Annotated in this window: 23 protein-coding genes and 1 tRNA gene; 7 read left to right on the top strand and 17 right to left on the bottom strand. The window is 42.5% G+C overall.

Features of this window, described 5'->3' with window-relative positions; all coding sequences use genetic code 11:
- Positions 1-77: 77 nt before the first annotated feature.
- Positions 78-2,186 (bottom strand): zinc piracy TonB-dependent receptor ZnuD, encoded by a 2,109-nt coding sequence (gene znuD, locus CDG60_RS03860; protein WP_087513157.1) that lies wholly within the window; start codon positions 2,184-2,186, stop codon positions 78-80.
- 144 nt (positions 2,187-2,330) lie between these two features.
- Here znuD and CDG60_RS03855 point away from each other — a divergent pair, with 144 nt between their 5' ends.
- The 4 genes from CDG60_RS03855 to CDG60_RS03840 all read left to right on the top strand — a co-directional run bounded on the left by CDG60_RS03855 (position 2,331) and on the right by CDG60_RS03840 (position 6,690).
- A complete protein-coding gene (locus CDG60_RS03855) occupies positions 2,331-3,095 on the top strand; it encodes a DUF4184 family protein (RefSeq protein WP_087513203.1) in 765 nt (254 codons plus the stop codon).
- A 236-nt stretch (positions 3,096-3,331) separates the two neighbouring features.
- Complete coding sequence (aspS, locus tag CDG60_RS03850) at positions 3,332-5,119, top strand: aspartate--tRNA ligase (protein ID WP_087513156.1); 1,788 nt, start codon at positions 3,332-3,334, stop codon at positions 5,117-5,119.
- A gap of 368 nt (positions 5,120-5,487) precedes the next feature.
- Positions 5,488-6,366, top strand: a complete 879-nt coding sequence (locus CDG60_RS03845) for a lysophospholipid acyltransferase family protein (RefSeq protein WP_087513155.1) — start codon at positions 5,488-5,490, stop codon at positions 6,364-6,366.
- A 105-nt stretch (positions 6,367-6,471) separates the two neighbouring features.
- Positions 6,472-6,690, top strand: coding sequence for a hypothetical protein (locus CDG60_RS03840; RefSeq protein ID WP_087513154.1), 219 nt, complete (start codon positions 6,472-6,474; stop codon positions 6,688-6,690).
- Here the strand turns inward: CDG60_RS03840 and CDG60_RS03835 are convergent.
- The 8 genes from CDG60_RS03835 to rfbB all read right to left on the bottom strand — a co-directional run bounded on the left by CDG60_RS03835 (position 6,687) and on the right by rfbB (position 13,207).
- Positions 6,687-7,532, bottom strand: a complete 846-nt coding sequence (locus tag CDG60_RS03835) for a glycosyltransferase family 61 protein (RefSeq protein WP_227542952.1) — start codon at positions 7,530-7,532, stop codon at positions 6,687-6,689. The genes CDG60_RS03840 and CDG60_RS03835 overlap by 4 nt on opposite strands.
- A 389-nt stretch (positions 7,533-7,921) precedes the next feature.
- Positions 7,922-8,773: a glycosyltransferase family 2 protein gene (locus CDG60_RS03830; protein WP_087513152.1), complete on the bottom strand. Its 852-nt coding sequence runs from the start codon at positions 8,771-8,773 to the stop codon at positions 7,922-7,924.
- 2 nt (positions 8,774-8,775) lie between these two features.
- Positions 8,776-9,897, bottom strand: coding sequence for a DegT/DnrJ/EryC1/StrS family aminotransferase (locus CDG60_RS03825; protein WP_087513202.1), 1,122 nt, complete (start codon positions 9,895-9,897; stop codon positions 8,776-8,778).
- Between the two features lie 4 nt (positions 9,898-9,901).
- Entirely contained in the window at positions 9,902-10,318 is a 417-nt protein-coding gene (locus CDG60_RS03820) for a MaoC family dehydratase (RefSeq protein ID WP_087513151.1), read from the bottom strand.
- Between the two features lie 3 nt (positions 10,319-10,321).
- Positions 10,322-10,870 (bottom strand): GNAT family N-acetyltransferase, encoded by a 549-nt coding sequence (locus CDG60_RS03815; protein WP_087513150.1) that lies wholly within the window; start codon positions 10,868-10,870, stop codon positions 10,322-10,324.
- A complete protein-coding gene (locus CDG60_RS03810) occupies positions 10,854-11,267 on the bottom strand; it encodes a sugar 3,4-ketoisomerase (RefSeq protein WP_227542920.1) in 414 nt (137 codons plus the stop codon). The genes CDG60_RS03815 and CDG60_RS03810 overlap by 17 nt, the downstream gene beginning before the upstream one ends.
- Positions 11,267-12,145: a glucose-1-phosphate thymidylyltransferase RfbA gene (rfbA, locus tag CDG60_RS03805; protein WP_087513148.1), complete on the bottom strand. Its 879-nt coding sequence runs from the start codon at positions 12,143-12,145 to the stop codon at positions 11,267-11,269. Before rfbA ends, CDG60_RS03810 begins: the two co-directional genes overlap by 1 nt.
- A gap of 3 nt (positions 12,146-12,148) precedes the next feature.
- Positions 12,149-13,207 carry a dTDP-glucose 4,6-dehydratase gene (gene rfbB, locus CDG60_RS03800; protein WP_087513147.1) on the bottom strand — a complete coding sequence of 353 codons (1,059 nt, stop codon included), beginning with the start codon at positions 13,205-13,207 and terminating at the stop codon, positions 12,149-12,151.
- A gap of 221 nt (positions 13,208-13,428) precedes the next feature.
- Between rfbB and CDG60_RS03795 the strand changes: the two genes are divergently transcribed.
- Positions 13,429-14,328: a lysophospholipid acyltransferase family protein gene (locus CDG60_RS03795; RefSeq protein ID WP_087513146.1), complete on the top strand. Its 900-nt coding sequence runs from the start codon at positions 13,429-13,431 to the stop codon at positions 14,326-14,328.
- A gap of 10 nt (positions 14,329-14,338) precedes the next feature.
- On the opposite strand, the gene CDG60_RS03790 is transcribed toward CDG60_RS03795, so the two are convergent.
- The 4 genes from CDG60_RS03790 to CDG60_RS03775 form a co-directional block, all read right to left on the bottom strand.
- A complete protein-coding gene (locus CDG60_RS03790) occupies positions 14,339-15,112 on the bottom strand; it encodes a glycosyltransferase family 25 protein (protein WP_087513145.1) in 774 nt (257 codons plus the stop codon).
- A 7-nt stretch (positions 15,113-15,119) separates the two neighbouring features.
- Positions 15,120-15,884: a glycosyltransferase family 25 protein gene (locus CDG60_RS03785; protein ID WP_087513144.1), complete on the bottom strand. Its 765-nt coding sequence runs from the start codon at positions 15,882-15,884 to the stop codon at positions 15,120-15,122.
- Positions 15,881-16,879, bottom strand: coding sequence for a stealth family protein (locus CDG60_RS03780; RefSeq protein WP_087513143.1), 999 nt, complete (start codon positions 16,877-16,879; stop codon positions 15,881-15,883). The genes CDG60_RS03785 and CDG60_RS03780 overlap by 4 nt, the downstream gene beginning before the upstream one ends.
- A gap of 202 nt (positions 16,880-17,081) precedes the next feature.
- Positions 17,082-17,858, bottom strand: a complete 777-nt coding sequence (locus CDG60_RS03775; protein WP_087513142.1) for a glycosyltransferase — start codon at positions 17,856-17,858, stop codon at positions 17,082-17,084.
- A gap of 285 nt (positions 17,859-18,143) precedes the next feature.
- Between CDG60_RS03775 and CDG60_RS03770 the strand changes: the two genes are divergently transcribed.
- Together CDG60_RS03770 and CDG60_RS03765 are read left to right on the top strand one after the other, a co-directional pair.
- Entirely contained in the window at positions 18,144-19,313 is a 1,170-nt protein-coding gene (locus tag CDG60_RS03770; RefSeq protein WP_087513141.1) for a nucleotide sugar dehydrogenase, read from the top strand.
- On the top strand, positions 19,310-20,332 hold the full coding sequence (locus CDG60_RS03765; protein WP_087513140.1) for an NAD-dependent epimerase: 1,023 nt from the start codon (positions 19,310-19,312) through the stop codon (positions 20,330-20,332). Before CDG60_RS03770 ends, CDG60_RS03765 begins: the two co-directional genes overlap by 4 nt.
- Positions 20,333-20,483: 151 nt before the next feature.
- On the opposite strand, the gene CDG60_RS03760 is transcribed toward CDG60_RS03765, so the two are convergent.
- From CDG60_RS03760 to CDG60_RS03745, 4 genes are all read right to left on the bottom strand, one after another.
- Entirely contained in the window at positions 20,484-21,410 is a 927-nt protein-coding gene (locus CDG60_RS03760; RefSeq protein WP_087513139.1) for a branched-chain amino acid transaminase, read from the bottom strand.
- A 35-nt stretch (positions 21,411-21,445) separates the two neighbouring features.
- Positions 21,446-24,190, bottom strand: a complete 2,745-nt coding sequence (gene glnE, locus CDG60_RS03755) for a bifunctional [glutamate--ammonia ligase]-adenylyl-L-tyrosine phosphorylase/[glutamate--ammonia-ligase] adenylyltransferase (protein ID WP_087513138.1) — start codon at positions 24,188-24,190, stop codon at positions 21,446-21,448.
- 97 nt (positions 24,191-24,287) lie between these two features.
- Positions 24,288-25,565 (bottom strand): sensor histidine kinase, encoded by a 1,278-nt coding sequence (locus tag CDG60_RS03750; RefSeq protein WP_087513137.1) that lies wholly within the window; start codon positions 25,563-25,565, stop codon positions 24,288-24,290.
- 360 nt (positions 25,566-25,925) lie between these two features.
- A tRNA-Leu gene (locus CDG60_RS03745) sits at positions 25,926-26,012 on the bottom strand.
- Positions 26,013-26,158 lie beyond the last annotated feature (146 nt).

Genomic DNA, 26,158 nt, shown 5'->3' with positions numbered 1-26,158 from the left:
GACTAGGTTTTATCACCTGATTTTTCAAGAGGAATTCTGTGACAGGCAGGTTTCAGCCCCTGTCACAGTCACCATTCTCAGAACCCGAGTTCAACACCGACGGTAAAATTGCGACCAACCTGAGGAATACTGGATAAAAAAGATGTATGTGAATAAACCTGATCATCCAGCAGATTGTTTGCACGGAAGTACATGCGGTAATCATTGCCCTGTGAGAACTTTCCTGCGTAGGAAACACCCATATTCAGCATGTTATATCCATCTGTTTCAGATTCCCATACAGCGATTTTGTCCTGCTTGAATGCATGGTAAAACTCTGCCTGACCTGACCAGCCATCGGTGAATTTAACATCTGCCCGTGTTCCGATACGTCCACCAGGGACACGAGGAGCATTGATACCGTCAATTTTCCCGCGGACATAATCTCCGGACAGCCCCAGCGTAAACACAGGGTTAAAGGCATAGCTCGCTTCTGCCTCAATACCATAAAACTTCGCCTTATCCTGGGTATAATCTACAAGCCTGAAATTTTCATAGGCATAAGTAGTTGCTGCATAGATATAGTTGTTGAACCAGTTATGATACAGATGTGTATGCCACTTCAGCTGATCTCCTTCATAATGCAGACCTATTTCCAGATTATCTGATTTTTCAGCATCCAGGTTTTCATTTCCCCGTTCATAGGTATTGGTTGCCAGGTGCTTACCCTCCGCATAAAGTTCCTGAGCCAGTGGTAAACGCTCCTGATGCGATGCATTCAGTGACAGTTTATAAGATGGAATAAACGCCCAGTTCACAGCTCCAGAATACGACAGCGCATAGTCATCATAGTTTTTCAGGTCAGAGTCAATCTGAATTTTCTGCTGATCCAGCCGCGTCCCAAGTTCCACGTGGAAATCTCCGAACTGCTTATGTTCCAGTGCAAACAAACCCCATTTCTGGGTTTTATTCTGATCAAGAAAAGATTCTTCGCCTGTAATATTCAGCTTCTGCTGGCTGTACTGCATGCCAAGCACACCTTCCCAGTCGGCTACCGGGTTATGAACAAGCTCCAGTCGGGCATCATATCCTTTACTTTTAAACGTGGTTGCAACTTCATTTTCTTCAAGCTCATCATGCTTATAATCTGTATAGCCAGCATGTACGCGTAACTTTTCAAAACCTGCAAATGGCTGGTTCAGTTCAGTACGGAAGTCGTAACGCTCAGACTTCAGATCCACCCAGGGACCGGCATGATCTTCTTCATCATGTGCATGTGCAGAATGATCATGACCATCGGCATGGTCACTGTGTCCATCACAGTGCAGATGGTCATCATGCGGATGACAGGACTCATATTCATGACTGTGTCCTGGCAAACCATACTGATCTTCACGGCGGCTATAGGAAACGCCGACAAAACCACGATCATGAATCCATGACAGTCCTAAACCTGTACTTTCACCTTCGGCAAAGGTATTGCTGACTCTGCGATGTTTTTCGCTGTGTAACTCGTGAATATGGTTTCCACTGGCATCTTCAGACTCATGCATATGCTCAGTGACATAACCAGGCGCGATATAATCATTTGCCTTTCGTTTCAGCCCCTCAACATGTACAGCAAACTGATCACCAAGTGCGGCTGTTACAGATGCTGCTGCAAGCTTTTCATCACTACCTGAGTTATAACGCAGTCCCACCTGCCCTTCATATCCCTTTTCAGGCATCTGCGTCGGGATTTTCTGATCCGTGACATTGACCAGTCCTCCCACAGTTCCTGCACTGTACAGCAGCGTCGAAGGACCACGAATCACTTCCACCTGCTTCGCCAGAACAGGATCGACTGTTACTGCATGATCGGGTGACAATGCCGATGCATCCATTACATCTGCCGTATTCTGCAGAACTTTGGCTCTGACACCATCCTGCCCACGGATAACTGGTCGGCTTGAACCTGAGCCGAACTGATTACTGTAAATACCAGCTTCCTGTCCAACAGCATCCCCAATCGTGACCCCTTTTTCCTGTAACTGTTGATGTTTCAGCACAGTATCAGCCACAGCAAAATCGGCGGCACTCTGTTCAAGTGGATGTGCTTTAAAGCGTAAAGTTTCCAGTTGCTGTGCCTGTCTGGATGGTTCATCAGCGAAAACAGCCTGTGCAATCATTGCAAAAATGGAAAGCGTAATCAGATTCTTATAAAACATGAGCGGTCAGAATGAATAATTTAAAGTAATGTTATAATATAACATAAACATTATTTTGCAATAAAAAACAGCTTATTCATTTATCTTTCATTTATGCTGTTCAGCTCACTTCTATCTTTCATGATGTATTTCAAAGATTTTTTAATGCCGTTTACACTTTCTCATGCCGTGCTTGCCCCACCACTTGCCAAACTCAGCCGGTATACCTTACCGACCGGAGCTTTGGCTATTGGTTGTATGGTGCCCGATTTAATCCGCCTTTTTATCAATGATCACAGTGGCTTTACCCACCTATGGCGCTCTGTTCTTTATATTGACCTGTGGATCGGGCTGGCATTCTGCGTACTGTGGTATGGGCTTTACCGACCTGTTGTTTACCGTTTCCTGGGCATACAGCACAGTCTGAATCTGAACAGTTTCAGTACACTGCTGAAATTCAGTGCAGGGACGGTCATTGCCATCATTGTGGGAACGGCAACACATATTATCTGGGATGGTCTGACTCATGTGGATTTTCGGACTTTTGCCTTCAGGGAATTTCTCAGTCAGCCTGTAACACTGTTCAATGTAACCTACCCCATGCATCGTGTTCTTCAGATTGGAACGTCCTTTGTGGCTTTGCCCTTTTTACTGTGGATGTGTGTTCATTATTATAAAACTTACCGTCAGTACCGACCTGTTCAGTCCAGAGTTAAATATTATGCCCGCTGGCTGATCATACTGAGTGTCTGTACAGGCAGTTTTTCGGTATGGGATTATGCACAGTATTTTTCATCTGAACTGTGGCGTTCTGATCTGTATTTCTTTACAGGAAAATCCATTAACGAATTTACTCAGGCAGCTCTGCTTGTCTTCAGCTTTGGCTCTGCACTGTTTCTGTTCCTGGATAAAAATGGCTACCTGGACTGAGTTGCAGCAATACAAGCTCACTCCCCGTTTCCATTCTGAATATCAGGCACACCATAAAAACACAGCGACCTGTATCCCGATCAGGAATAGCTCAGCAATTTTTGCGTTTTATCACAGTTTTCCCCTTTGCTCCTTGAGACTGAACGTTCAAAGAGGCATAATCGTACCTTATTTTAAAGGCGATACGCTGTTTACGTACCCGCTTCCTTAACCCATATAGTTGGATTTCTAACGCTATGATGCGAACTCATTACTGCGGCTCATTGACTGAAGCCCAAATTGACCAGACCGTAACTTTATGCGGCTGGGTACACCGTCGCCGTGACCACGGTGGTGTAATCTTCCTTGACATGCGTGACCGTGACGGTCTTGTGCAGGTCGTGATTGACCCTGATACCCCAGAAGCATTTGCAACTGCGGACAAAGCACGTTCAGAATTCGTATTAAAAATCACTGGTCGTGTACGTCGTCGCTATGAAGGCACCGAAAATGCCAATATGGTGAGTGGTCAGATCGAAGTTTTAGGTAAAGAAATTGAAGTTCTTGCTGCGTCTGAAACTCCTCCATTCCCATTGAATGATGAGAATGCCAACATTTCTGAAGAAGTACGTCTGAAATATCGCTTCCTTGATATCCGTCGTCCTGAAATGATTGACCGTTTACGTTTCCGTTCAAAACTAACCAACCTGATCCGTAACTATTTCGAAGAAAATGGTTTCCTGGACGTTGAAACACCAGTATTAACACGTGCTACACCTGAAGGTGCGCGTGACTATTTAGTTCCAAGTCGTGTATCTAACGGTAGCTTCTATGCACTTCCACAGTCACCACAGCTGTTCAAACAGTTGTTGATGGTCGGTGGTATTGACCGTTATTACCAGATTGCTAAATGTTTCCGTGACGAAGATTTACGTGCTGACCGTCAGCCTGAATTTACTCAGATCGACGTTGAAACATCGTTCATGAGTGACGATGACATCATGGATCTGATGGAACGTTTAACAGTGAAGATGTTCAAAGAACTTCTAAACGTTGAATTCGACAAATTCCCTCGTATGACTTATGCAGACGCAATGCGCGACTATGCATCTGACAAACCGGATATGCGTATTCCTTTGAAACTGGTTGACGTTGCAGACATGATGCAAGACGTTGAATTCAAGGTATTCGCAGGTCCTGCTAAAGATCCTAAAGGTCGTATTGTTGCACTTCGTGTACCAGGTGCAGGTTCGCTTCCACGTAGCCAAATTGATGAATATACTAAATTCGTTGGTATCTACGGTGCAAAAGGCTTGGCTTATATCAAGGTCAACGAACTTGAAAAAGGCATCGAAGGTCTTCAGTCTCCTATCGTTAAATTCATCGAGCCAATCGTGCTTGATCTGTTGAAACGTGTTGGTGCTGAAAATGGCGACATCGTATTCTTCGGTGCAGACAAAGCTAAAGTTGTGAACGATGCAATGGGTGCTTTACGTATCAAAGTCGGTCACGACATGAAACTTGCAACCTGTGAGTGGGCACCACTTTGGGTTGTTGACTTCCCAATGTTCGAAGAAACTGACGATGGCAAATGGACATCTGTTCACCACCCATTCACACTGCCAAAATCAAGTGTTGAAGAAGTGAAGAACAATCCTGGTGCTGCACTTTCTGTTGCCTATGACATGGTACTGAACGGTACTGAAGTCGGCGGTGGTTCACTGCGTATCTTCAATCTTGAAATGCAAAAAGCCATCTTTGAAGCGCTTGGCATTGGTGAAGAAGAAGCCGAAGAGAAATTCAGCTTCCTGCTTAACGCTCTGAAATTCGGTGCGCCTCCTCACGGTGGTCTGGCATTCGGTCTTGACCGTTTAGTGATGCTGATGACTGGTTCATCTTCGATCCGTGACGTGATTGCATTCCCGAAAACCAAAACAGCTGAATGTCCATTGACACAAGCGCCTGCACCAGTTGAACCAAATCAGTTGCGTGATCTTGGTATTCGTTTACGTGAAAAACCAAAAGCTGAAACAAAAGAAGCTTAATTCTTTCAGATCAGTAAAGACCCTGCCATCGTGCAGGGTTTTTTATTGATCACACAACCGGACTGATAACCAGTAAACATATTTCAGAAATATAAATGCATAATGATATATTCAGATAGCTTATTTAAAAAAAATTAATGTATGATCAATCCCTTATACTCATTCAATGACAACTTATTTCCTTACTGCTTTATCAGTTCGTTCCAGCTGCTCTTTCAGTAGATGAATAGATTTTATCTCATTGTTTCATATCAACTTTAATATATTTTTTAAAACACTTTTCTGAACATTCCCTGCGCTGTCGCATCAGATGGGCTTTATATCCGTGTTTTATCAAAAAAATATGTGCCGTGCAGGCAATTTTATTTATGTATTTTTTCCTTAAACTGATTGCACAGTTACCCCTGAACTTTTTACAGTCTTTTGCGACTGCTTTTGCCTGGTTACTGTATCGCACTAATTCCAGCATGTGCAGAGTCACGACTGTCAATCTGCAGATTGCCTATCCTGAACTAGATCAGGAACAACTCCAGCAGCTGGTTCAGGCAAATCTAAGCAGCCAATGCATGACTTATCTTGAGTTTATTAAATGCTGGGGAAATTCTGCCGAATACAGCTTAAGTCTGTTAAAAACAGTTCATGGTGCCCATTATTTTGAAGAGGCGCTGGCGAGTAAAAAAGGAGTCATTCTGGTCGTTCCTCACCTGGGGAGCTGGGAATTACTGAATGCCTGGATTAATGTATTTGCCAATCCGGTTATCATGTACAAACCTGCAAAAGAGGAAGGCTTTAACCGCTATATGCTGGAAGCCCGTCAGAAATTCAATGCAACACTGGTACCTACAGATGATACGGGTGTCCGGGCTATTTTTAAGCACCTGAAACAAGGGGGCGTAACGGTCATTTTACCCGATCATATTCCTAAGGCTTCGGGTGGCATTTACTCAGATTTCTATCGTCAGCATGTTTTATCCACTACACTGGTATCCAAACTTGCCAGTAAAACTCAGTGTCATGTTCTTGGTTTAAGCTGTCTGCGCAATGCTGACCGATCAGAATTTACTGTCCACTGTCGACCACTCTCTGATGAAATTTTATCTAAAGACCTGCAGCTTTCGGTCGATACATTAAATGCTGAAATGCAGCAGATGATTGATGTTGCACCGGAGCAGTATATCTGGGGTTATAGACGCTTTCGCAATATTGAGGGTCAGCAAAACGTTTATCATCGTCCCTCTGAAAAATAAAGTCTGGTCAATCATATTTCCACATACAATACCGTACAGCTTTTAATTTGAGATCCGGTCTCTAAAATGACATAATGAGCGGGTTAAATTCAGAGGTGAAACCACATGGCCATGCGTCCTGCTGTCCTTCGTCATACCATTATTATTATTGTATTCTCAGTTGTACAATGGGGTTTCATGCGTTATATCCTGAACCATCAGTTGTTTAACCTGGATACTTACCAGCGCATTCTTTATTTCAGTATGAGCAGTTTTATTGCAGGTTTCTTTATTATTGCCGCACTGATTTATCTGGTACTGAAAGGCAATACCGAGACAAACTAATCTCTCATCTTCTCATATAACTTTTGAAGATCTGTGACATTCACCTTATAATCCGAGTGAATGTCCTGCTCATCTGCCATCTGATCAGTCATTACAAATCTCAGATCACATTCAAAAATTTTGGCTAAAGATGAAAATACTGAAAACTCAGACAGTTTTTCAGGCAACCAGCTGATCCCCTTACACCCTTTCTGACAAAAAATCAGATTTGACCACGCGGCACCACTTGGACCAACAATAAACTCTGCTGCGCCAAATAAAGCAATTTGCTCATCAAATGAATATTCCTCCAGATATACCGGTTGGAATCCTTGAGTCATGAAATAGCCAAGTACTTCATCCTGATTATAAAGCCTTGCCTGAGTTTCCTTTCTCGCGAGAAAAATTCTGGAATATGCTGCTTTTTCTGGCTTTACAGACTGAATCAGAATATTTTTGGTTTCTGCCAGTAAAGATGGTGAAAAATGGGAGTATTGAACCGATGACAGTTTATCAACAGTATTGAATACAACATTGTTCATATTACTGATATAAAGTACTTCATCAGCATATACCTCATCATATTTATCAACAAATACAATGGGTAAATCAATTTTTGCTACAGCAAGCAGGGCTTTCAGTATTTTCCTGAATGACGCTGTATTTTCAATTGCTGAATCACAAACAATACAATCCACCGGATAATCTTCCAGAAGCTGTTCATTTAAATATAATATTTTAGGTGCCAGCTCAATGATCCAATGATAATAGTTAAAGCAGCCATTTCCTCCTAAAAAGAGTACTCTGTTCAGCTTAATTTTTTTTCTGTTTAATCTGATTAATGCATAACTTTCACTATGCATCCGTATAAAACCTGCTGAATAATCACAGTAGTTCAAAGATACTTCAGGTAGTCTCTCCAGAATAAGAGTATCACTCTCCAGCAAAAGAAAACCTGATGATCGGATGTTAAACAGTACATTGCTGAAATGATAAAAAGAGGTCTTAACCTCTACGCTGTGTGCCTTAACAGCATCAACAGAAGAATCAATAGCGGGTGAATAGCTGACACAGGGATGAACAGCACAGTCTACTTTTCTGTGGCTATGATCCAGCTGATCCAGCCAGACCACCCTTTTTTTATAAATTTTTTTGAACTTCAATAAAGTAAAGTAAAGTCCTGGGAGATTAAACCCTTTAAACTTTACATAATCAACCAGCCACTGCCCTAACATATACGAAGAAAACCCTGTTATTTACTGATACTTTTAGCCAGATAAAGAAGTGTATATTTCAGTCTGAACCACAAATACAGCAAATAACTTTTTTCTTTAGCAGGTCTGATTTTATAAAACTTAAAAACTTTATATTCAGCATAAGGAAAGCCTTTTTTATCCTTATACCTTTGTACAATATTAAACACTTCATTAAACATCAAGGATTTATCTTTGCTTAAGTTATTATCGTGCATTCTGTAGCCAACAATAACATCGGGTATATAAACCAGCTTAGCTCCACTTTCTGTTAATCGAAGCCACAAATCCCAGTCCTCAACTTTTGTGTTTTCATTATACCCTCCGATATCCCTCAGAGATGAAAGTCGAATCATCTGTGATGATGCAGGGATATCATGCTGATGATAAAAGATCTCCTGAAAACTGAACTCTCTGTATGCTCCTTTTTTTACACTGACGACCCTACTTTCATCATCAATATACTGATGTGCACCAAAAACAGCTGTAATTAATGGATCTTTTTTAAATACATCCAGCTGAGTTACTGTTTTTTCAGGCAACATGATGTCATCAGATGCAACTGTACTGAAATAGTCTCCGTGTGCAAGGCTCAACCCCTGATTCAGGGTTCTGCTCAATCCTCTGTTTTCTCTGAAAATAAACTGGAAATGCTCAAACCTGCTTTCACAGGCAGACCTCATTTCTTCAATTTTCTGTACAGAATTATCCTTTGACCCATCATCAATAACAATCAGTTCCATACGTGAATAGGTTTGATCTATCACAGACTGAATGCTTTCCTGAATAAATTTTTCATGGTTATAGCAAGGAATGATAACTGAAACCAAAGGTAATTCTGAATTTTTCATTTTTAAGACTTAAATGCATTACATAAATTAATAACCTGCTGAACACTTTCAATATCCAGCGTTGGTCCCATAGGTAAACTCAGTACCTGCTGATGAATTTCTTCCGTTAAAGGATAACTGAGGTGATTCATTTCCTTATAGGCTTGCTGTTTATGAGGTGGCACAGGGTAATGAATCAGCGTCTGAATGCCTGCATCGAGTAAATATTTTTGCAGCTCATCACGCTTTTCACAGCGTATAACAAACAGATGCCATACATGCTGTTCATATTCGGTTGCATTCACACTCTGTTGTAGAGGCAATGTAATTAAAGGATTCTTAATTCCTTCCATATACATAGAGGCAATCTGTCTACGATGACTGATCTCTGCTTCAAGGTATTTCAGCTTAACATCAAGCATTGCTGCCTGAATCTCATCAAGACGACTGTTTACACCTGGTACAAGGTTCTTATACTTTTCATGTGAACCATAATTACGCAATGCTTTAAGCATATCTGCCAGTGCAACATCATTTGTTGTGACAGCACCTGCATCGCCCAGTGCACCCAGATTTTTCCCTGGATAAAAACTGAAACCTGAGGCATGCCCCCAGTTACCGGCTCTGACTCCATTTTTTGAAGCACCATGCGCCTGAGCAGAATCTTCAAGCACCAGCAAATTATGTCTGTCAGCAATCGACATGACTGAAACCATATCAGCGAGCTGACCATAAAGGTGAACTGCCAGAATAACCCTAGTTTTATCCGTGATAACTTTTTCAATAGACTCAGGATCTATATTAAAACTTCCAGCATCTGGCTCTACCAGCACAGGTGTCAGATTATTTGCCGTAATTGCAAGAATGCTCGCGATATAGGTATTCGCTGGTACAATGACTTCATCACCATCTTTAAGCTTACCCAGCTCTTTCCATGCACGAAGAACAAGTATCAGTGCATCAAGACCATTCGCAACACCAATTGCATATTTTACACCACAGAATGCTGCAAAATTCTGCTCAAATTTTTCAAGTTCATTACCGCCAATGTACCATCCTGAGTCAATCACACGCGTGCATGCTTCAACCAGTTCTGAACGATACTGCTGATTTATCTGTTTTAAATCTAAAAATGGAATTGTCATCTGATTATTCACCTGGAATGTATAACTCTGCTGTCCCAGCTATACACGTTTTACCATTAATAAAAGCACGGGTCTCAAATATCACTTTTTTGCGTTCACTGTTAATCTCAACGACCTCAACCTGATAGTCCACAATGTCATTCAGATAAACAGGTTTCAGAAATTTATTTTCTGATTTCAGATATATACAACCAGGACCTGGTAAAGTGTTTGCAAAAATAGTAGAAAAAATACTGGAAGCAAGCGCACCATGCACAATTCTTGAACCAAACATCGTATTTGATGCATATTCCTCATCAAGATGTACAGGATTAATGTCTCCTGACAGTCTGGAAAATGCTGTTACTTCTTCAGCACTGAAACAGCGCTGTAATTCAGCTTTATCGCCAACTTTAATATTTTCAATCTTTAGCGTCTGCATGCCTTAACCCAGAAACTTCTGATATTCATTCAGAATTTCATAATATTTTGAAGACGGATAAATATAAAAATTATCCAGCTCATTTCCATCAATATGCTGAGCACCCAGTCTCATATGGAAGTTATGTACGCCGGTATTTTCTTTACGCACATCAAAATGAGACTGTTCAAATTTCAGTTGCTCAAATGCGAACTTATATACCAGCAATGCACTTTCAATGGCAGCAAAGCGTGGTTTGTTCTCATTTAATATCCAGCTTCCCCAACAGAATGATTTCTTCGGGTTTAGCTGAAAGTCATATAATCGGATCGTACCCACAGGAAGATTGTTATCATTTCTACAGATGATAAAGTAGTATTCCTGTCCAAGATTTTCCCTGTTTTTATAAGTCTTAATCCATGCTCTTTGCTCATCAACGACAGCTGACGACTGTGAGATATGCTTATTCAGTACAGGATTATTTCTTAAGCCACAAATGAAAGCAGCATCTTCTTCTTCCACCAGCCTGAAATGAACTGTTCCAGCTCTCAGTTGATCAAATTCTATTTCCATTCTGCACTGCCTTTAAAAAGTCCTGATAATCCCGAATATAATCTGCTTCGCTGAAATGTTCACTTGCAAGTACCAGGAGAACACAATCTTCAGAAAAATCATGCATTTCCCGCCAGACAACTCCATCAATATATAACCCCTGTAATGGGGTATCCAGGAGAATTTCTTCTTTTGACTTACCATCATCGAGTATAAAACGACAGCTTCCTTTAAGACATATCGCCAGCTGCTTCAGCTCTATATGTGCATGAAAACCACGGGGTCTGTCCGTTGTATTAAAAATATAATACAGTCGCTTGACTTCAAACGGGACCGACTGGTTTGACTCAATTGCAACCAGACCGCCTCTGTCATCTCCCAGATCAGGTAAATCAATTAACTTTATAAGACTCATCATTACTCATTCACCAAAGAGATCAGATACTGTCCATAGTCATTTTTACTCATGCTCTGCCCAATGGATAACACCTGCTGCTTACTCAACCATCCGTTATTGAGTGCGATCTCTTCCAGACAGGCGACTTTATAACCCTGGCGTTTCTCTATCGTTTCAACAAACTGTGCTGCTTCAAGTAGACTCGAATGTGTTCCAGTATCCAACCATGCAAAACCACGTCCGAGCAACTCAACATTCAGATTACCTTTTTCCAGATAGATCTGATTTACAGTTGTAATTTCCAGCTCACCACGATCAGAAGGCTTCACCTGCTTCGCAATCTGAATGACTTCATTATCGTAGAAGTAAAGCCCCGTTACTGCAAAATTGGACTTCGGATGTTCAGGTTTTTCTTCAAGTGAAACTGCCCGTTTCTGCTCATCGAACTCAACCACGCCAAAACGCTCAGGGTCTTTAACCTGATAACCGAACACTGTCGCACCCTTTTCCCGTGCAACTGCCTGACGTAACATTGGTGTGAAACCCTGACCATAAAAAATATTATCGCCAAGAACCAGGCAAACGTTACTGTCACCAATGAAGTCTTCACCAATAATGAATGCCTGCGCTAAACCGTCTGGGCTGGGTTGAATTTCATAATGTAATTCAATACCAAACTGTGAGCCATCACCCAGTAACCGCTTAAATCCATCTATATCGTCTGGAGTACTGATTATCAGTACTTCACGAATACCTGCAAGCATCAGAACAGACAAAGGATAATAAACCATAGGTTTATCGTAGATTGGTAAAAGCTGCTTGGAAACGCCTTTGGTGATTGGGTATAAACGGGTACCTGAACCGCCTGCCAGAATAATACCTTTTGTTACTGTAGTCATTATTTAACCCTCTGTCCCCAGTCTTTCCCGTTGATAACTGCCATCCTGCACATGCTGGCACCAGCTCATATGACTCAGATACCACTCCACGGTTTTACGGATACCCGACTCAAAGGTCTCCTGTGGCTTCCACCCCAGTTCAGTAGCAATTTTTGAAGCATCAATCGCATATCTCAAATCATGCCCTGGACGATCTTTCACAAAAGTGATCTGGTCAGCATACGGTTGTCCACTCTTCGATGGACTTAATTCATCCAGAATACCGCAGATGGTTCTAACCACTTCAATATTCTGTTTTTCATTATGACCACCGATATTGTAGGTTTCTCCCACCACACCCTCAGTCACGACTTTATACAGTGCGCGGGCATGATCTTCCACAAACAGCCAGTCGCGGATCTGCTGACCATTTCCATACACAGGCAAAGGCTTACCCTCAAGTGCATTCAGAATCACTAGAGGAATCAGTTTTTCAGGAAAATGGTACGGTCCATAATTATTTGAACAGTTGGTAACCAGCACTGGTAGTCCATAAGTTCTGTGCCATGCTCTGACTAGATGGTCTGAACTGGCTTTACTTGCAGAATAAGGCGAACTTGGCGCATAGGATGTAGTTTCAGTGAACAGATCTGTTGTCCCTTCAAGATCACCATAGACTTCATCTGTCGAAATATGGTGAAAACGGAAACTGTCTTTCTGCTCAGCCGCCAAAGTCATCCAGTATTTACGGACAACTTCCAGCAAAGTGTACGTCCCAACAATATTGGTCTGAATAAATGCAGCAGGGCCATCAATTGAACGGTCTACATGCGACTCAGCCGCAAGATGCATCACCACTTCAGGTTGAAACTCCTGCACCACCTGCTCAAGTGCAGCTCCATCACAGATATCAATCTGTCTGAACTGATAGGCAGGTGAGTTTTCAATTTCTGTCAACGATTCAAGATTACCGGCATATGTTAATTTATCTAAATTACAGACTTGATTGGCAGTATTTGAAATAAGAAACCGAATCAATGCTGAGCCAATAAATCCAGCCCCGCCAGTCACAAGAATACGCATGTTTTTCTAACCCTTTAATCCGGTGATCCTGAATATCAATTATTTAAAAAATAAAAAGTTACTTATCGCATTATTCTATCAAAAAAATAGATATTTTCGTTGAGCACTTTGAATTAAATTACACTGTTTTACTGTGTTACAGCACAACAACCACGACTGTCTTTAAGTCAAAAAAGATTTTGCAGTAAAATAAAGTCATTAATTTTTTAAACCGTTGATACATGAGTTTACTGTCTATCTTCCGCTTTACTCCAATGCCTGCACTGAGAGCTGTTGCCAGAACAGCTGCCAGCATCATCAACAGTCAGAAAGATAAGGGAATGTTATGGAAGTCCCGTGTCAATATTGCGCTGTGCTATCCGACACTGAGCACAGATCAACAGGAACAGCTGGCGCGCAGCAGCGTTGTACACCAGTGTCTTAGTTATGCTGAATCGCTCAAATGCTGGGCTATGCCAACAGAGTGGAATATCCGACAGATTAAAAATGTACACAACCTGAGTACTCTTCAGGATGCATTGAATGACCCTAAAGGGGCTTTAATTATTACACCGCATCTGGGCAACTGGGAAATCATGAATCCGTGGGTGCATCAGTACGGCACACCCACCATTATGTACAAGCCCATAGATAACCCCACAATGGAAACCTTTGTGCGTAAAGCCCGCGAACGTCTGAATACCACCATGGTTCCGACAGATGCAAATGGTGTTAAAGCACTGTTTAAAAATCTGAAACAGGGAGGGTTCAGTGTGATTCTACCCGATCATGTGCCTCAACCTTCTGGTGGTATTCCCTCTCCGTTCTTTGGAATTCCAACTCTGACCAGCACTCTGAGTTCAAAACTTGCGCAAAAAACACATTGCCGTCTGATTTCAATGATCTGCTTAAGACGGGCTGAAAATGATGGCTTTGATATTTACATTGAAGATATAGGGACTGAAGAGATGTATAGTCGGGATACTGAAACCGCTGTAGCAGAACTGAATCTTGCCATCGAAAAAATGATCAACCGCTGTCCTGAACAGTATATGTGGGGATACAAAAGATTCCGCGGTACAGCTGAAACCCGGAATCTTTACAATATGGGCATAGATGAACTCAGGTCAGTTTCCATATAACATGTGAGGCTTATTTAAAACCCACATGTTTTCCAAACAGCATATATTTCAGCTGACTTACAATCCGCTCCAGTTCAACCTGAACCTTAGCCCAACCCTTTTTCTTATACTTTTTCATGCGCTGTTTGCGCTCTGTCACCAGATCACTGACCATCGAGGTTTTACTTTTTTCAGGGTACAGCATCATTTCCTGGATACATAAAGCAGGGCTGACCTGGTAAACAGGCACACTGCCTTCCCGAATAAAGTCACCGAACATCAGCTGATCCAGTGCAATCAGCTGAACTTTCTGCACATAGGACAGATAGGTCTGTGCTCCTTTCAGTGAAAGAATATAGCCTGCTGTCCCCAGATTTTTACCTCTCAATGGATACAGTTTACGAAAATCACCAGGCAGGTCTGCTGCAGCTGCTCCGAGAAAGACTTTTTCAGCAAAAGCTTCCGTTTTAATAATGTCATATTCAGATGAAATCCAGTCAGAACTGTTCAACAACAACGCTGACTGCTCTCCAAGGTAGACATCATCTTCAAACACAGCCAGAAAGGGAATATTTTCATCCACCATTTTCTTCCAGATGGAAACATGGCTCATAAAGCACGCCAGTTCACCAGGTGAAAGAAACTGCTCGTCGACTTTCAGCTGCATTTTTTCTGCAAGAGGTGCAGCCAGATCAGGCGTCAAAGCATCAAAAAACTCATACTGAACCTGTTGCTGTGAAAACTGGCGTTCAATATGTTCTCTACGCTCTGTTGCCGTTTTTAAACTGATAACTAAACTTTTCATGCTTCAATTACTGACCTGTCAATAAATGCTTAACGGCATAGATACGGTCACGCCACATCCGTTTCTGCTTTTTCAGCTCGTACGATGAACTGCGGTTTTCTTTCTGTTTTCGGGAAATACCCTGTGAAGCCACTGTCCCCAGAATGTCACTGTCCAGCCCCGCAGGTCTGACCAATGCAGGCCAGACGCCTAAGCCTTTACCATTTTTACTCAGCCAGGTCTGGAAAAAAATATCTACCGGCATGGTCATGGTTCTACCCTGACGGACAAACTCCTCAGCACCTTTTCTGGACCAGATCAGTCCCAGTCCCCGAATCGGGAAATAATAAGCATGCCAAAGACTGTGTTCTCCAATCTGAGTCACATCTCTGGACAGTTTTTTCTTCTTTGCAGCAATATTGATCAGATACCAGTCCAGTTCTGGATGGGTATGCAGATAATCAAGCAGCGCATCCAGGGTGGTTTTAAATTCTGAAGTGATTTTCATATCATCTTCAAGAACCACCAGATAATCAGCATCCGATTTCAAAAATTTTTCAGCACAACCATAATGGCTCAGATAACAGCCCAGTTCAGAATTGAGCAGGCTTCTGCCAATCAGACGCTGAGTTTCGGCAACATCGTGATTTTCAAAATCTGCTAATGCTTTGCCACGACCGTCATAAGCCGAAAAGCGCTGAAAAGGCCAGTTAACATCATTTAACTGTGCAGTTGCTCTGGCCAATCGGTCATCACTGCCATCCAAATTGATCAGATAAGTTTCAACTTTCATGCATGATTTCCTGCTGCGTCAAATGAAAGAACGGATGCCGGCAAAAAGTCACCCAGTTTATTTATCATTGCCTGACGGATCTGTGCTGCCGGTTCAGGCTGTAACTGATCCAGACTCTGAATACAACCATACAGAATATTTTCGTTTTCAGTAGCCTGAATAAACTGCTGCACACTGGCTTCATTTTTCAGATATGCCAGATCCAGATCAGCTTTCAGCACTACCTGATCTGCCTGAATTTTCAAATGATTCATCAGTGTGACAGGGTTAATCTGCTCTACGCTTCTGAATCTGAATTTAATCTGTGTTTCAAGCCGTTCAGGGTGTGTCAGCAGATAATCTTTCAGTATGTTCCGATCAATAATATGCGGATAATGGTGTATCTCAAAAAACCTGTTCATACCCAGCACGTCTGCACTCAACATCTGAGCAATCATATGTTTAGGCTGGACAGGCTTTCCTGTCTGTTGCTGTAGAAACTGACGGTATTTCAGCTTCAGTTTCAATGCAAAATTACTCTGCCAGTGACCATAAGTCACAATCTTATGATTTTCAAGAAAATCTTCGACTTTTGCATGTGCATTAAAGAAAAAATCATCATTCAGGTAAATAAAATAATCAGACAGCCCCTGAATATTCCACAGCATGGATTCAATCGAACGTGTATTGAACGTCGGTAGATACTGGGCATAACCTGCAAAAATTTCCTGATGATCAACAACTCGGATTTTATCGGCAGCACAGAGTCCCTGCTCTGCAAATTCATCAATAAATGCAGGTTTTTGCTGATCAGTTACAACATAAATATTTCGACAGAACGGTACATATTTCAAAATAGAGGCAATATTGAAATAAATTTCATCATTACTGGCAAATCGGGTGTCGCTGACTGCATCAGACGGATCTTCGCCGGTCAGGAACTGATGACGCTTGCGCTTTAAAGCCTGATCATTTCCATCCACCCATGCAATCACAATATCAACTGGCTGCACCATTTCACCTCTATTACCCATTCTGAAACAACAAACCTCACAGCAACCGGATCATCTGTATCCGCCTTTTGTGTATGAGGATATGCATCTGTATTTTTAGAGCCAGAAGGTATGTATCAGATACCTCAGGTCAAGTCCACCAGACTGCCCATTTCTGAATCATGATCATGACGCAGAAACGGTGCATTATCTGACTGCTACAGCATCACTGCCATGCTGCTTTAATCCAGTCTGACGGCAGAACATAGCGGTACCATTTCCCACCACCACCATTAATGGCATCAGGTGGATTGATTTCACCATGAAATATAATGATTTTGACATCTTTCGGTTTAACCGGCGGTTTGAAATACGCCATTGGGATTTTCTGGAGACAATGATATTTGTAGCTTTTACACCAGCTGTCAGGCCAGTAAGACAGCTTTTTCTCACGATCTACATACCAGGACAGATAAGCCTGCTCATTACGGAATTTTTCGCGGATTTCATCAAAATGCTCACGAAAATACGGCATCAGCCCAGGGAAAGCCCCCAGTTTAAAACGGTATACCGAACTGTTACCTGTAATCCGCCATGGACGCTTCCAGTCATGAATAATCAGGAAGTCTCCAGGATGTGTAAAGAAACTGTCAATGTTATCTACAATCACCACATCCAGATCCAGGAACAGCGCATTGCCTGTCAGTCCATACAGATCGGGTTCAAATGTGGACAGTTTATTCCAGCCACGCTCAGGGCTGCCCGGTGGTAAATCCAGAGGAGGAATAGGAAAGCATTTTACTTCAGGCACAATACCTTCGGTACGGTCAGTCAGGCAGACGAGCTGAAAATCGACAGTCGTATGTCTTTTCACCATATTATAAAGGCGGTTGACATACTCTGCGCCGTATTTGGTTCCCCATTTCATGCACAGCACAATATTCTGATTCTGCGTCTGCTGTTCTGAACCAGGGGACAGAATTTCATTTTCATTTAAAGACATGTCTGACCATCCATCATTTTTACTTTGCCATCATACCATCAGTCACAAAAAGTTACTGTACTGGTTTATGTTCTGCACAGCATCTCAGCTACAGGATTATGATATTATGCTGTCATATCTCATCCCACATGCTTTACTTTGAATATCAGGTCTATAAACGCCTTCATTCAGGATGACGGCCTGCGCACAGCTCATGCAGAGATGACATGCTGATATATCATAAAACATGACAGGGAAACTTTTATATTATCTGGTTCCTGGAACCTATCTCAACATCGGGTTTTTATGAAAATAGCAATTGCCGGTACAGGTTACGTTGGATTGTCCAATGCCATGATATTTGCACAGCACCATGAAGTTGTTGCGCTTGATATTGTGCCAACGAAAGTCGAGATGCTGAATAATCGGATATCCCCGATTCAGGATGAAGATATTTCTGATTTTCTGAAAAATAAAAAACTGAATTTTAAAGCCACGACAGATCAGCAGGAGGCTTATGCCCATGCTGACTTTATTATTATTGCAACACCAACCGATTACGACACCCGAACCAATTATTTTAATACGCAGAGCGTTGAAAATGTTATTCAGGACGTCATCAAGATTAATCCTGATGCGGTCATGATTATCAAATCCACTGTTCCTGTGGGCTTCACCAAAAATATTAAAGAACAGTTCAATACCTCCAACATTATCTTTTCTCCAGAGTTTCTGCGTGAAGGAAAGGCGCTGCATGACAACCTTTATCCGTCACGGATTATTGTCGGAGAAAAATCTGAGCGCGCTGAGACCTTTGCTCAGTTGCTGATTGAAGGTGCGATCAAAAAAGACAGTCCTGTGCTTTTTACAGATTCGACCGAAGCAGAAGCAATTAAGCTGTTTGCCAATACTTATCTTGCCATGCGTGTCGCTTATTTCAATGAACTCGATACTTATGCGCAGATGTTTGGACTGGATACCCATCAGATCATTGAAGGGGTCTGCCTGGACAGCCGTATCGGAAAACATTATAACAATCCATCATTTGGTTATGGCGGTTACTGCCTGCCAAAAGACACAAAACAGCTGCTGGCTAACTACAATCACGTTCCAAGCAACCTGATCCAGGCGATTGTGGATTCCAACCGCACCCGTAAAGACTTTATTGCAGATTCAATTATTGCCATGAATCCATCTACAGTCGGTATTTTCAGACTGGTCATGAAAAGTGGTTCAGACAATTTCCGGGCTTCCGCCATTCAGGGTGTGATGAAACGCCTGAAAGCCAAAGGAATTGAAGTGATTGTCTATGAGCCTGCGCTCAGCGAATCTGAGTTTTTTAAATCAAAAGTCATCAACGACATTGAACTGTTCAAAAAGTCCAGTGATGTCATTGTGGCAAACCGCCTGACATCTGACTTAACTGATGTACAGGACAAAGTGTATACACGGGATATTTTTGGAGGAGATGAATGAAAGTTTTAGTCACAGGTGCAGCCGGATTTATTGGCTTTCATGTCTCAAAAAAACTGATTGAACGTGGCGACAGCGTTGTCGGTATTGATAACTTCAATGATTATTATGATCCTGCACTGAAGGAAGCCCGTGTTGCCTGCTTAAATGAGACCGTACAGAGTTCATCAGGTTCATTTACTTTGATCCGCGGCAATATTGCAGATAAAAACCTGATTGATGAATGTTTTAAAACTCATACTTTTGACCGTGTAATTCATCTGGCAGCTCAGGCGGGTGTCCGTTATTCACTGGAAAACCCATTAAGTTATGTGGAAAGCAATATCGTTGGTTTTACCAATATTATTGAAGCCTGCCGATATTCGCAGACACCACACCTGACCTATGCCAGCACCAGCAGTGTTTATGGGGCAAACACCAGCATGCCGTTCAGTGAAAAGCACGGTGTAAATCATCCTGTTCAGTTCTATGCTGCAACCAAACGGGCAAATGAACTTATGGCACACAGTTACAGTCATCTGTTTGGTTTGCCAACAACAGGACTGCGCTTCTTTACCGTGTATGGGCCATGGGGTCGCCCGGATATGGCGCCATTTAAATTCACCAGAAATATTATTGAAGGCAAAACTATTCAGGTTTATAACCACGGCAATCACAGCCGTGACTTCACTTTTATTTCAGATATTGTTGAAGGTGTGATCCGCTCCAGTGATCAGATTGCTCAACCTAACCCGCAATGGGACAGCAATCATCCAGATCCTTCCACAAGCTATGCGCCATTCCGTATTTTCAACATTGGCAATAACTCCCCTGTTAAATTAATTGATTTTATTAATGCCATTGAAACATCAACAGGAAAGACTGCGATTAAGGAATTACTGCCTCTGCAGCCTGGCGATGTCCAGGATACTCTGGCTGACAGTACCGCTTTACAGCAGGCAGTGGGCTATAAGCCATCCGTATCTGTTGAAGATGGTGTGCAGCAGTTTGTGAACTGGTATCGTGAGTTTTATAAGATATAAACTGGTTTCTCTCCAGGGAGAAACAGACAGGGTTCCTGGATAAAACGTCAGGAACCCATTAAAACTGAATCTTAAAACATCTCAGAAATTAAACATAAAAAAAGGATCCCTGTTTTATAAAAACAGGAATCCTTTTTCAGCATTCAGCCACTTATTTTACATAAGTCAGCCAGTGTGCATATTTAGGGTCTTTGCCCTGAACTGCATCAAAGAATGCTTTCTGAATTTTTTCAGTGATCGGACCACGTGTACCTGAACCGATTTCACGGTCATCGTATTCACGGATTGGAGTGACTTCAGCAGCAGTACCGGTAAAGAATGCTTCATCACCAATATAGAATTCATCACGGGTAATACGGCGTTCAACCACTTCATAACCCAGATCTTTCGCAATGGTAATAATCGTCTGACGGGTAATACCATCCAGCGCACCACCAGCAATATCCGGCGTATGTAAAACACCATCTTTCACCAGGAATACGTTTTCACCAGAACCCTGACAGACATAACCCTGTGGATCCATCAGCATAGCTTCATCATAACCAGCCTTAGCCACTTCCTGATGTGCAAGAATGGAAAGCGTATAGTTACCCGCAGCTTTCGCTTTGCACATGGTCACGTTAGGGTGATGGTGTGTAAATGATGAAGTTTTAACACGGATACCCTTCGCCATTGCTTCATCACCCAGGTATGCACCCCAGCTCCATGCAGCTACAGTTGCATGAATGGTGTTGTCAGTCGCAGCAATACCCAGTTTCTCTGAACCAATGAAAATGATTGGACGTAAATAGCAGGACGCTAATTTATTTTCACGAACCACATCTAACTGAGCCTGTTCCAGTGTCGCCTGGTCAAAAGGAACTTTCATCTGATAGATTTTTGCAGAATTCAACAAACGCTTTGTATGATCCTGGAGACGAAAAATCGCGGTACCATTCGGGGTTTCATAAGCACGGACACCTTCAAAGACACCCATACTGTAATGTAAAGTATGAGTTAAGACGTGGACTTTTGCCTCACGCCAGTCAACCATTTGTCCATCTTGCCAGATAAAACCATCACGATCAGCCAAGTTCATGGCGCACACTCCAAATTTTTATATACAGTCATTACCTATCCAGCTACAGAAGTTGCACCTGGATCAATTAATCTTTGCCATAACTTGCAAACTACCTCTCTGGTGTCGAACCACTCTGCGGCACTGACCTGCATCGTTTGATTAGCAAGTGCCAGACGGTGGCTCTCGGCTCGTTCACTTAGATAAGCTTGAATCAATGCTGTCGCGTCGTCGCTGGATAAGCAACCTGCTTTTGCGGCGTCTTCAAGGATTCGTACATTGTCGGAATAATGGGCGAGATCAGGATTCGACCCACTCCAGGCTAATACAGCATACTGTGCCATAAATTCGATATCAACGATACCACCCGCATCCTGTTTTAAATGAAAAATCCCATCTTTTTGCTGCTCTTTGGAAGAACCCAGATGATCTTTCATTTTCTGACGCATCTTCAGTACTTCTTCGCGGACATGGGCTTCTTCCCGAGGCTGGGTCAGAATCTGACATCTTAAAGATTCAAATTTTTCGATTAAATCTTTTGCTCCTGCAATGGAGCGGGCGCGTACAAGTGCCTGATGTTCCCATAACCATGCACTTTTCAGCTGATACTGCTCAAATGCTTTCAGACTGGTCACCAGCAGACCTGCCTCTCCAGACGGTCTTAGACGGGTATCAATTTCATACACCCGGCCATCCAGTGTCTGCGTGGTCATCAGAGACATAAATTTCTGTGCCACACGCATGGCAAATTCAAAACTGCTGATCGGCTTCATTCCATCGGTGTCACTTTGTTCATCCATATAATGAATAAAAACCAGATCCAGATCTGAGCCATAACCAAGTTCAATACCACCGACTTTTCCATACCCGATCACACTGAAAGCCAGCTGATCCAGTGAACAGCGCTGACCATCGGCATTGACTGGATATCCATGTTTTTTTGCTGTGATCTGATAAGCCAGCTGCAAGGTGGCATTGACCGAAACTTCAGCAATATCAGTCAATGCATCGGACACTTTCATGAGTGGGCTTTCTGCCAGCACATCACTTGCCGCAACCGTCAGAACATTGGATTTTTTAAACAGACGCAATACCCGCATCAGGTCTTCCACTTCATCCAGCTCTATACGCAGCAGCTGCTGGCGTAACGAGTCTTCCAGATCCTTCCGTTTTGGCAGTTCAAAATCCATGGAAAGAAACTCGTCCAGCAGCACAGGATAATGCGTCAGCTCCTCACAGATCCACGGGCTGACGGTTGCCATTTTCACCAGGCGCTGTAATGCCCCCTTACTTTCGATCAGCATCACCAGATAAACCGTCCTGCGCAGCACCGATTCCACCAGTGGCATGAGACGGAGTAAAGCAACCTGAGGTTTGTCTGACTGCAGAATGGCTTCAATCAGATGTGGCCAGAATTCTTTTAACCGCTGTACAGCTTTGGCAGGTAATTTTTTAATGGCATGCCCATACCAGAACTCATGAACCAGGTTTTTGGCACCATCATCCAACACATCATTCAACTGACTTTCAAGCTGACTGAAACTCTCTGTTGGAGATTCAAGTCCTTTTTCCTTGATCAGATGCTCAAACTGAAAAGTGACCTTGCGACGTTTCTGATTTAAAAACTCAAGGAAACTGTCCCAGTCAGCAAAACCCAGCGTATCGGTAATCCGTTGACGTAATTCAGGTTCACTCGGAAGTGACTGTGTCTGCTGATCATTCAGTGCCTGGATTGCATGTTCAACACGGCGCAGGAACAGATAGGCATCTTCCAGATCCAGAACTGACTGATGATCCAACAGTCCGACTTCACCCAAATGACGCAGACTTACCAGACACTGACGATCCTGAAGTTCCAGTTTTGAACCGCCATAAATCAATTGGAACACCTGAACAATAAATTCGACTTCACGGATTCCACCCGCACCCAGTTTAATATCATCAGCAATATTACGACGAGCCACTTCACGCTCAATCATGGCTTTCATTTCACGCATCGCTTCAAACGCGGTGTAATCGACATACTTACGGAACACAAATGGACGTGTCATACCGAGTAAGTCATCGCCTACTTTTCCACCCGTGATAATGCGCGCCTTGATCCAGGCATAGCGTTCCCATTCACGCCCATGCTGACTCAGATATTTTTCCAGTGCGACATGACTGATAGCCAGTGCAGAACCGTCTCCCCACGGACGCAGGCGCATATCCACACGGAAGACAAACCCGTCTGCCGTAATATGATCGAGCAGATAAATCAGTTTCTGCCCCCAGAGAATACAGAACTGCTGGATCTCTATACATTTACGCCCGCTGGTTTCACCCTGTTCATCAAAGGCAAATATCAGGTCAATATCACTGGATAAATTGAGTTCCTGCGCCCCCAGTTTCCCCATACCAATGACAATAAGATCCTGAACTTTACCACTGTAACTGACAGGCTCACCATGTTTGGCAATTAAAGGTTTAAGTGCAAATTCTTTAGCTACAACTATGCTCGCATCAGCAAAATCAGAAAGCTCGCGGGTTAATGTCACCACATCGGTCAGCTGATTGGCATCCTGCCAGATCCAGCGGAACATCAACCGTGCACGAAGTACCCGCAGCTCTTTCATCCACAGCTGTTCATCCTGAATGCCATCAAGCACATCATGGACATACTGCTGTATCTGTGTTGTGGAAAGATGCTGCTGAAACTGATCGAATGCATAATCCTGTTCCAGTATGGGTTGATGCAGGCTCAGTACCTGTTCTGCATATTGACTGGCGCGTAATGTTTTTTTTAACTGTTCTGCATTCATTAAGGGAAAAGCCCGTACATCAGATATATCTCAAAATATATCATCTGCCCCGACTTAATAAAGCCTGAAATTTATTATTTTGATTCCTGGTGCTGAATCAGTCAGATCTGGAATATCTGACCATCAGCTCCGTATTTGCAATGGTCTGATGACCACTGGTCGCTGGTGGCAGTGTAACGGTAAACTGAGTTCCCCATCCTTCCTGAGAAGAAACACTGATTTCACCCTGATTCAGATCGACAAAACGCTTACACAGCACCAGTCCGAGTCCCGTCCCTTTTTCACCTGAGGTTCCTTTCAGACTGACATTCAACTGCGGTTCAAAAATATTCTGAATCTGAGATTCAGTCATACCGATCCCAGTATCATGAATTTTAATCTGCACCACACCATCCACATTTGCAGCGGAAACCGTCACTTTTCCAGAACCATCAGTATGTGTAAATTTCAGTGCATTGGAAACCAGGTTCTGAATAATCGATGTCACCATATTGATATCTGCATGGACTTTTAAATCATCTGGAACCAGATCTATCAACTGAATATTTTTCTGAACAGCAAGGGTGTTTAAAACATTGCTGACAATCCGTGTCGTCTGTTTCAGTTTAAAGTTGATCGGATGATAAACAAAACGACCACCCTCTGCCATTGCCCAGTTCAGCAGATTTTCAAGCAATGTATAGGTGGATTCAGCCGTATCATGCAGATAGTCTGCAATATTCTGAATACTGTCTTCATCCAAGGTCGCCCGCTCCTCTGCCAGCACCTCTGAAAAGCCCAGCAGACCATGAAATGGTGCTCTTAAATCATGTGCAATAATCTGAAAAAATTTAGTTTTACTGAAATTCAGTGCGGACTGCTGTTCAAAGCGTTCTTTTAATTCTTCATAATCAGCATTCATTTCAATAATTTTAGCCAGTCCCTGTGCAAATTCCTGGACCAGCTCAATACTTTCATCATCAAAACTTACAGTACCGTCATCATAAAAGGACACCTGTCCAATTGACTGTTTATTACTGAGTTTCAGATCAAAACAGATCAATCTTTCGTGATCGACACCCAGATGATCAATATGTTTGGAAAATTCCTCATAATTCCAGTGGCGGGAGTCAATAAATGGCGCGCCCTGAAAATAAGGATGCAATAATGCTTCTTCGTGCGCATGTAAAGCTTTAAAACCAGCAGCAGATGACAGCCAGACATAGGGTTCTTCAGGGAATGCCAGAATCGCATTCTTCACATTCAGTACTTTCCGACCAATTTTCATAAACCGTTCAATACTGTTTTCATTACTGAATACACCCAGTAACAGTGAAATCTTACAGGCACTCAGTTGCTCTGTTCCAGCACCCACTTCCAGCAGCTTTAATCTCATCATCGCCTCTTACAGTGTTGTATTCAATTAAAACCAACTGAATCAGTTAACTTAATTATCAAACTTACGGAGTAAACTCAATAACCTTCTGATAAAAATAATATATTTTGCTGAGCTTTGATTTAATCTGCCTATAAAACAGTATCTGTATACAACCAACCCGGCTTTATCGTTATTCCACTATACATCATTGATGATTTATTAAACTACATCCTGTCCGGATCCAGACATAAATAGTCATTTTTTGATTTTCCTGGATACTCAGGATTAAAAACATGAATACATCTTTTGAGTAGAACTGAATATATAGCCATAAAAAAACCCCTGATCATTTGTGCAGATCAGGGGTTTTGGAATTCTTGGTCCCGAGGGTCGGACTCGAACCGACACGTCATCTCTGACAGCGGATTTTGAATCCGCCGCGTCTACCAATTTCACCACCTCGGGAAAGGTTGTGTTGCGTATAATAAACTGTTTCAAAAAGTTGTCAACGCAAGATTCTTCATTTGTCTATTTTTGAATCATCATGGTTTTTTTTGAGCCAACACCCCTCAATACCGTTCATAAAACCAAAAAAAGCATATACTAAGCAC

Source organism: Acinetobacter chinensis (assembly GCF_002165375.2).
GTDB classification, from domain to species: domain Bacteria; phylum Pseudomonadota; class Gammaproteobacteria; order Pseudomonadales; family Moraxellaceae; genus Acinetobacter; species Acinetobacter chinensis.
Note: the sequence above shows the minus strand (reverse complement) of the source record. Positions and strands in the feature narration are given on the sequence as shown.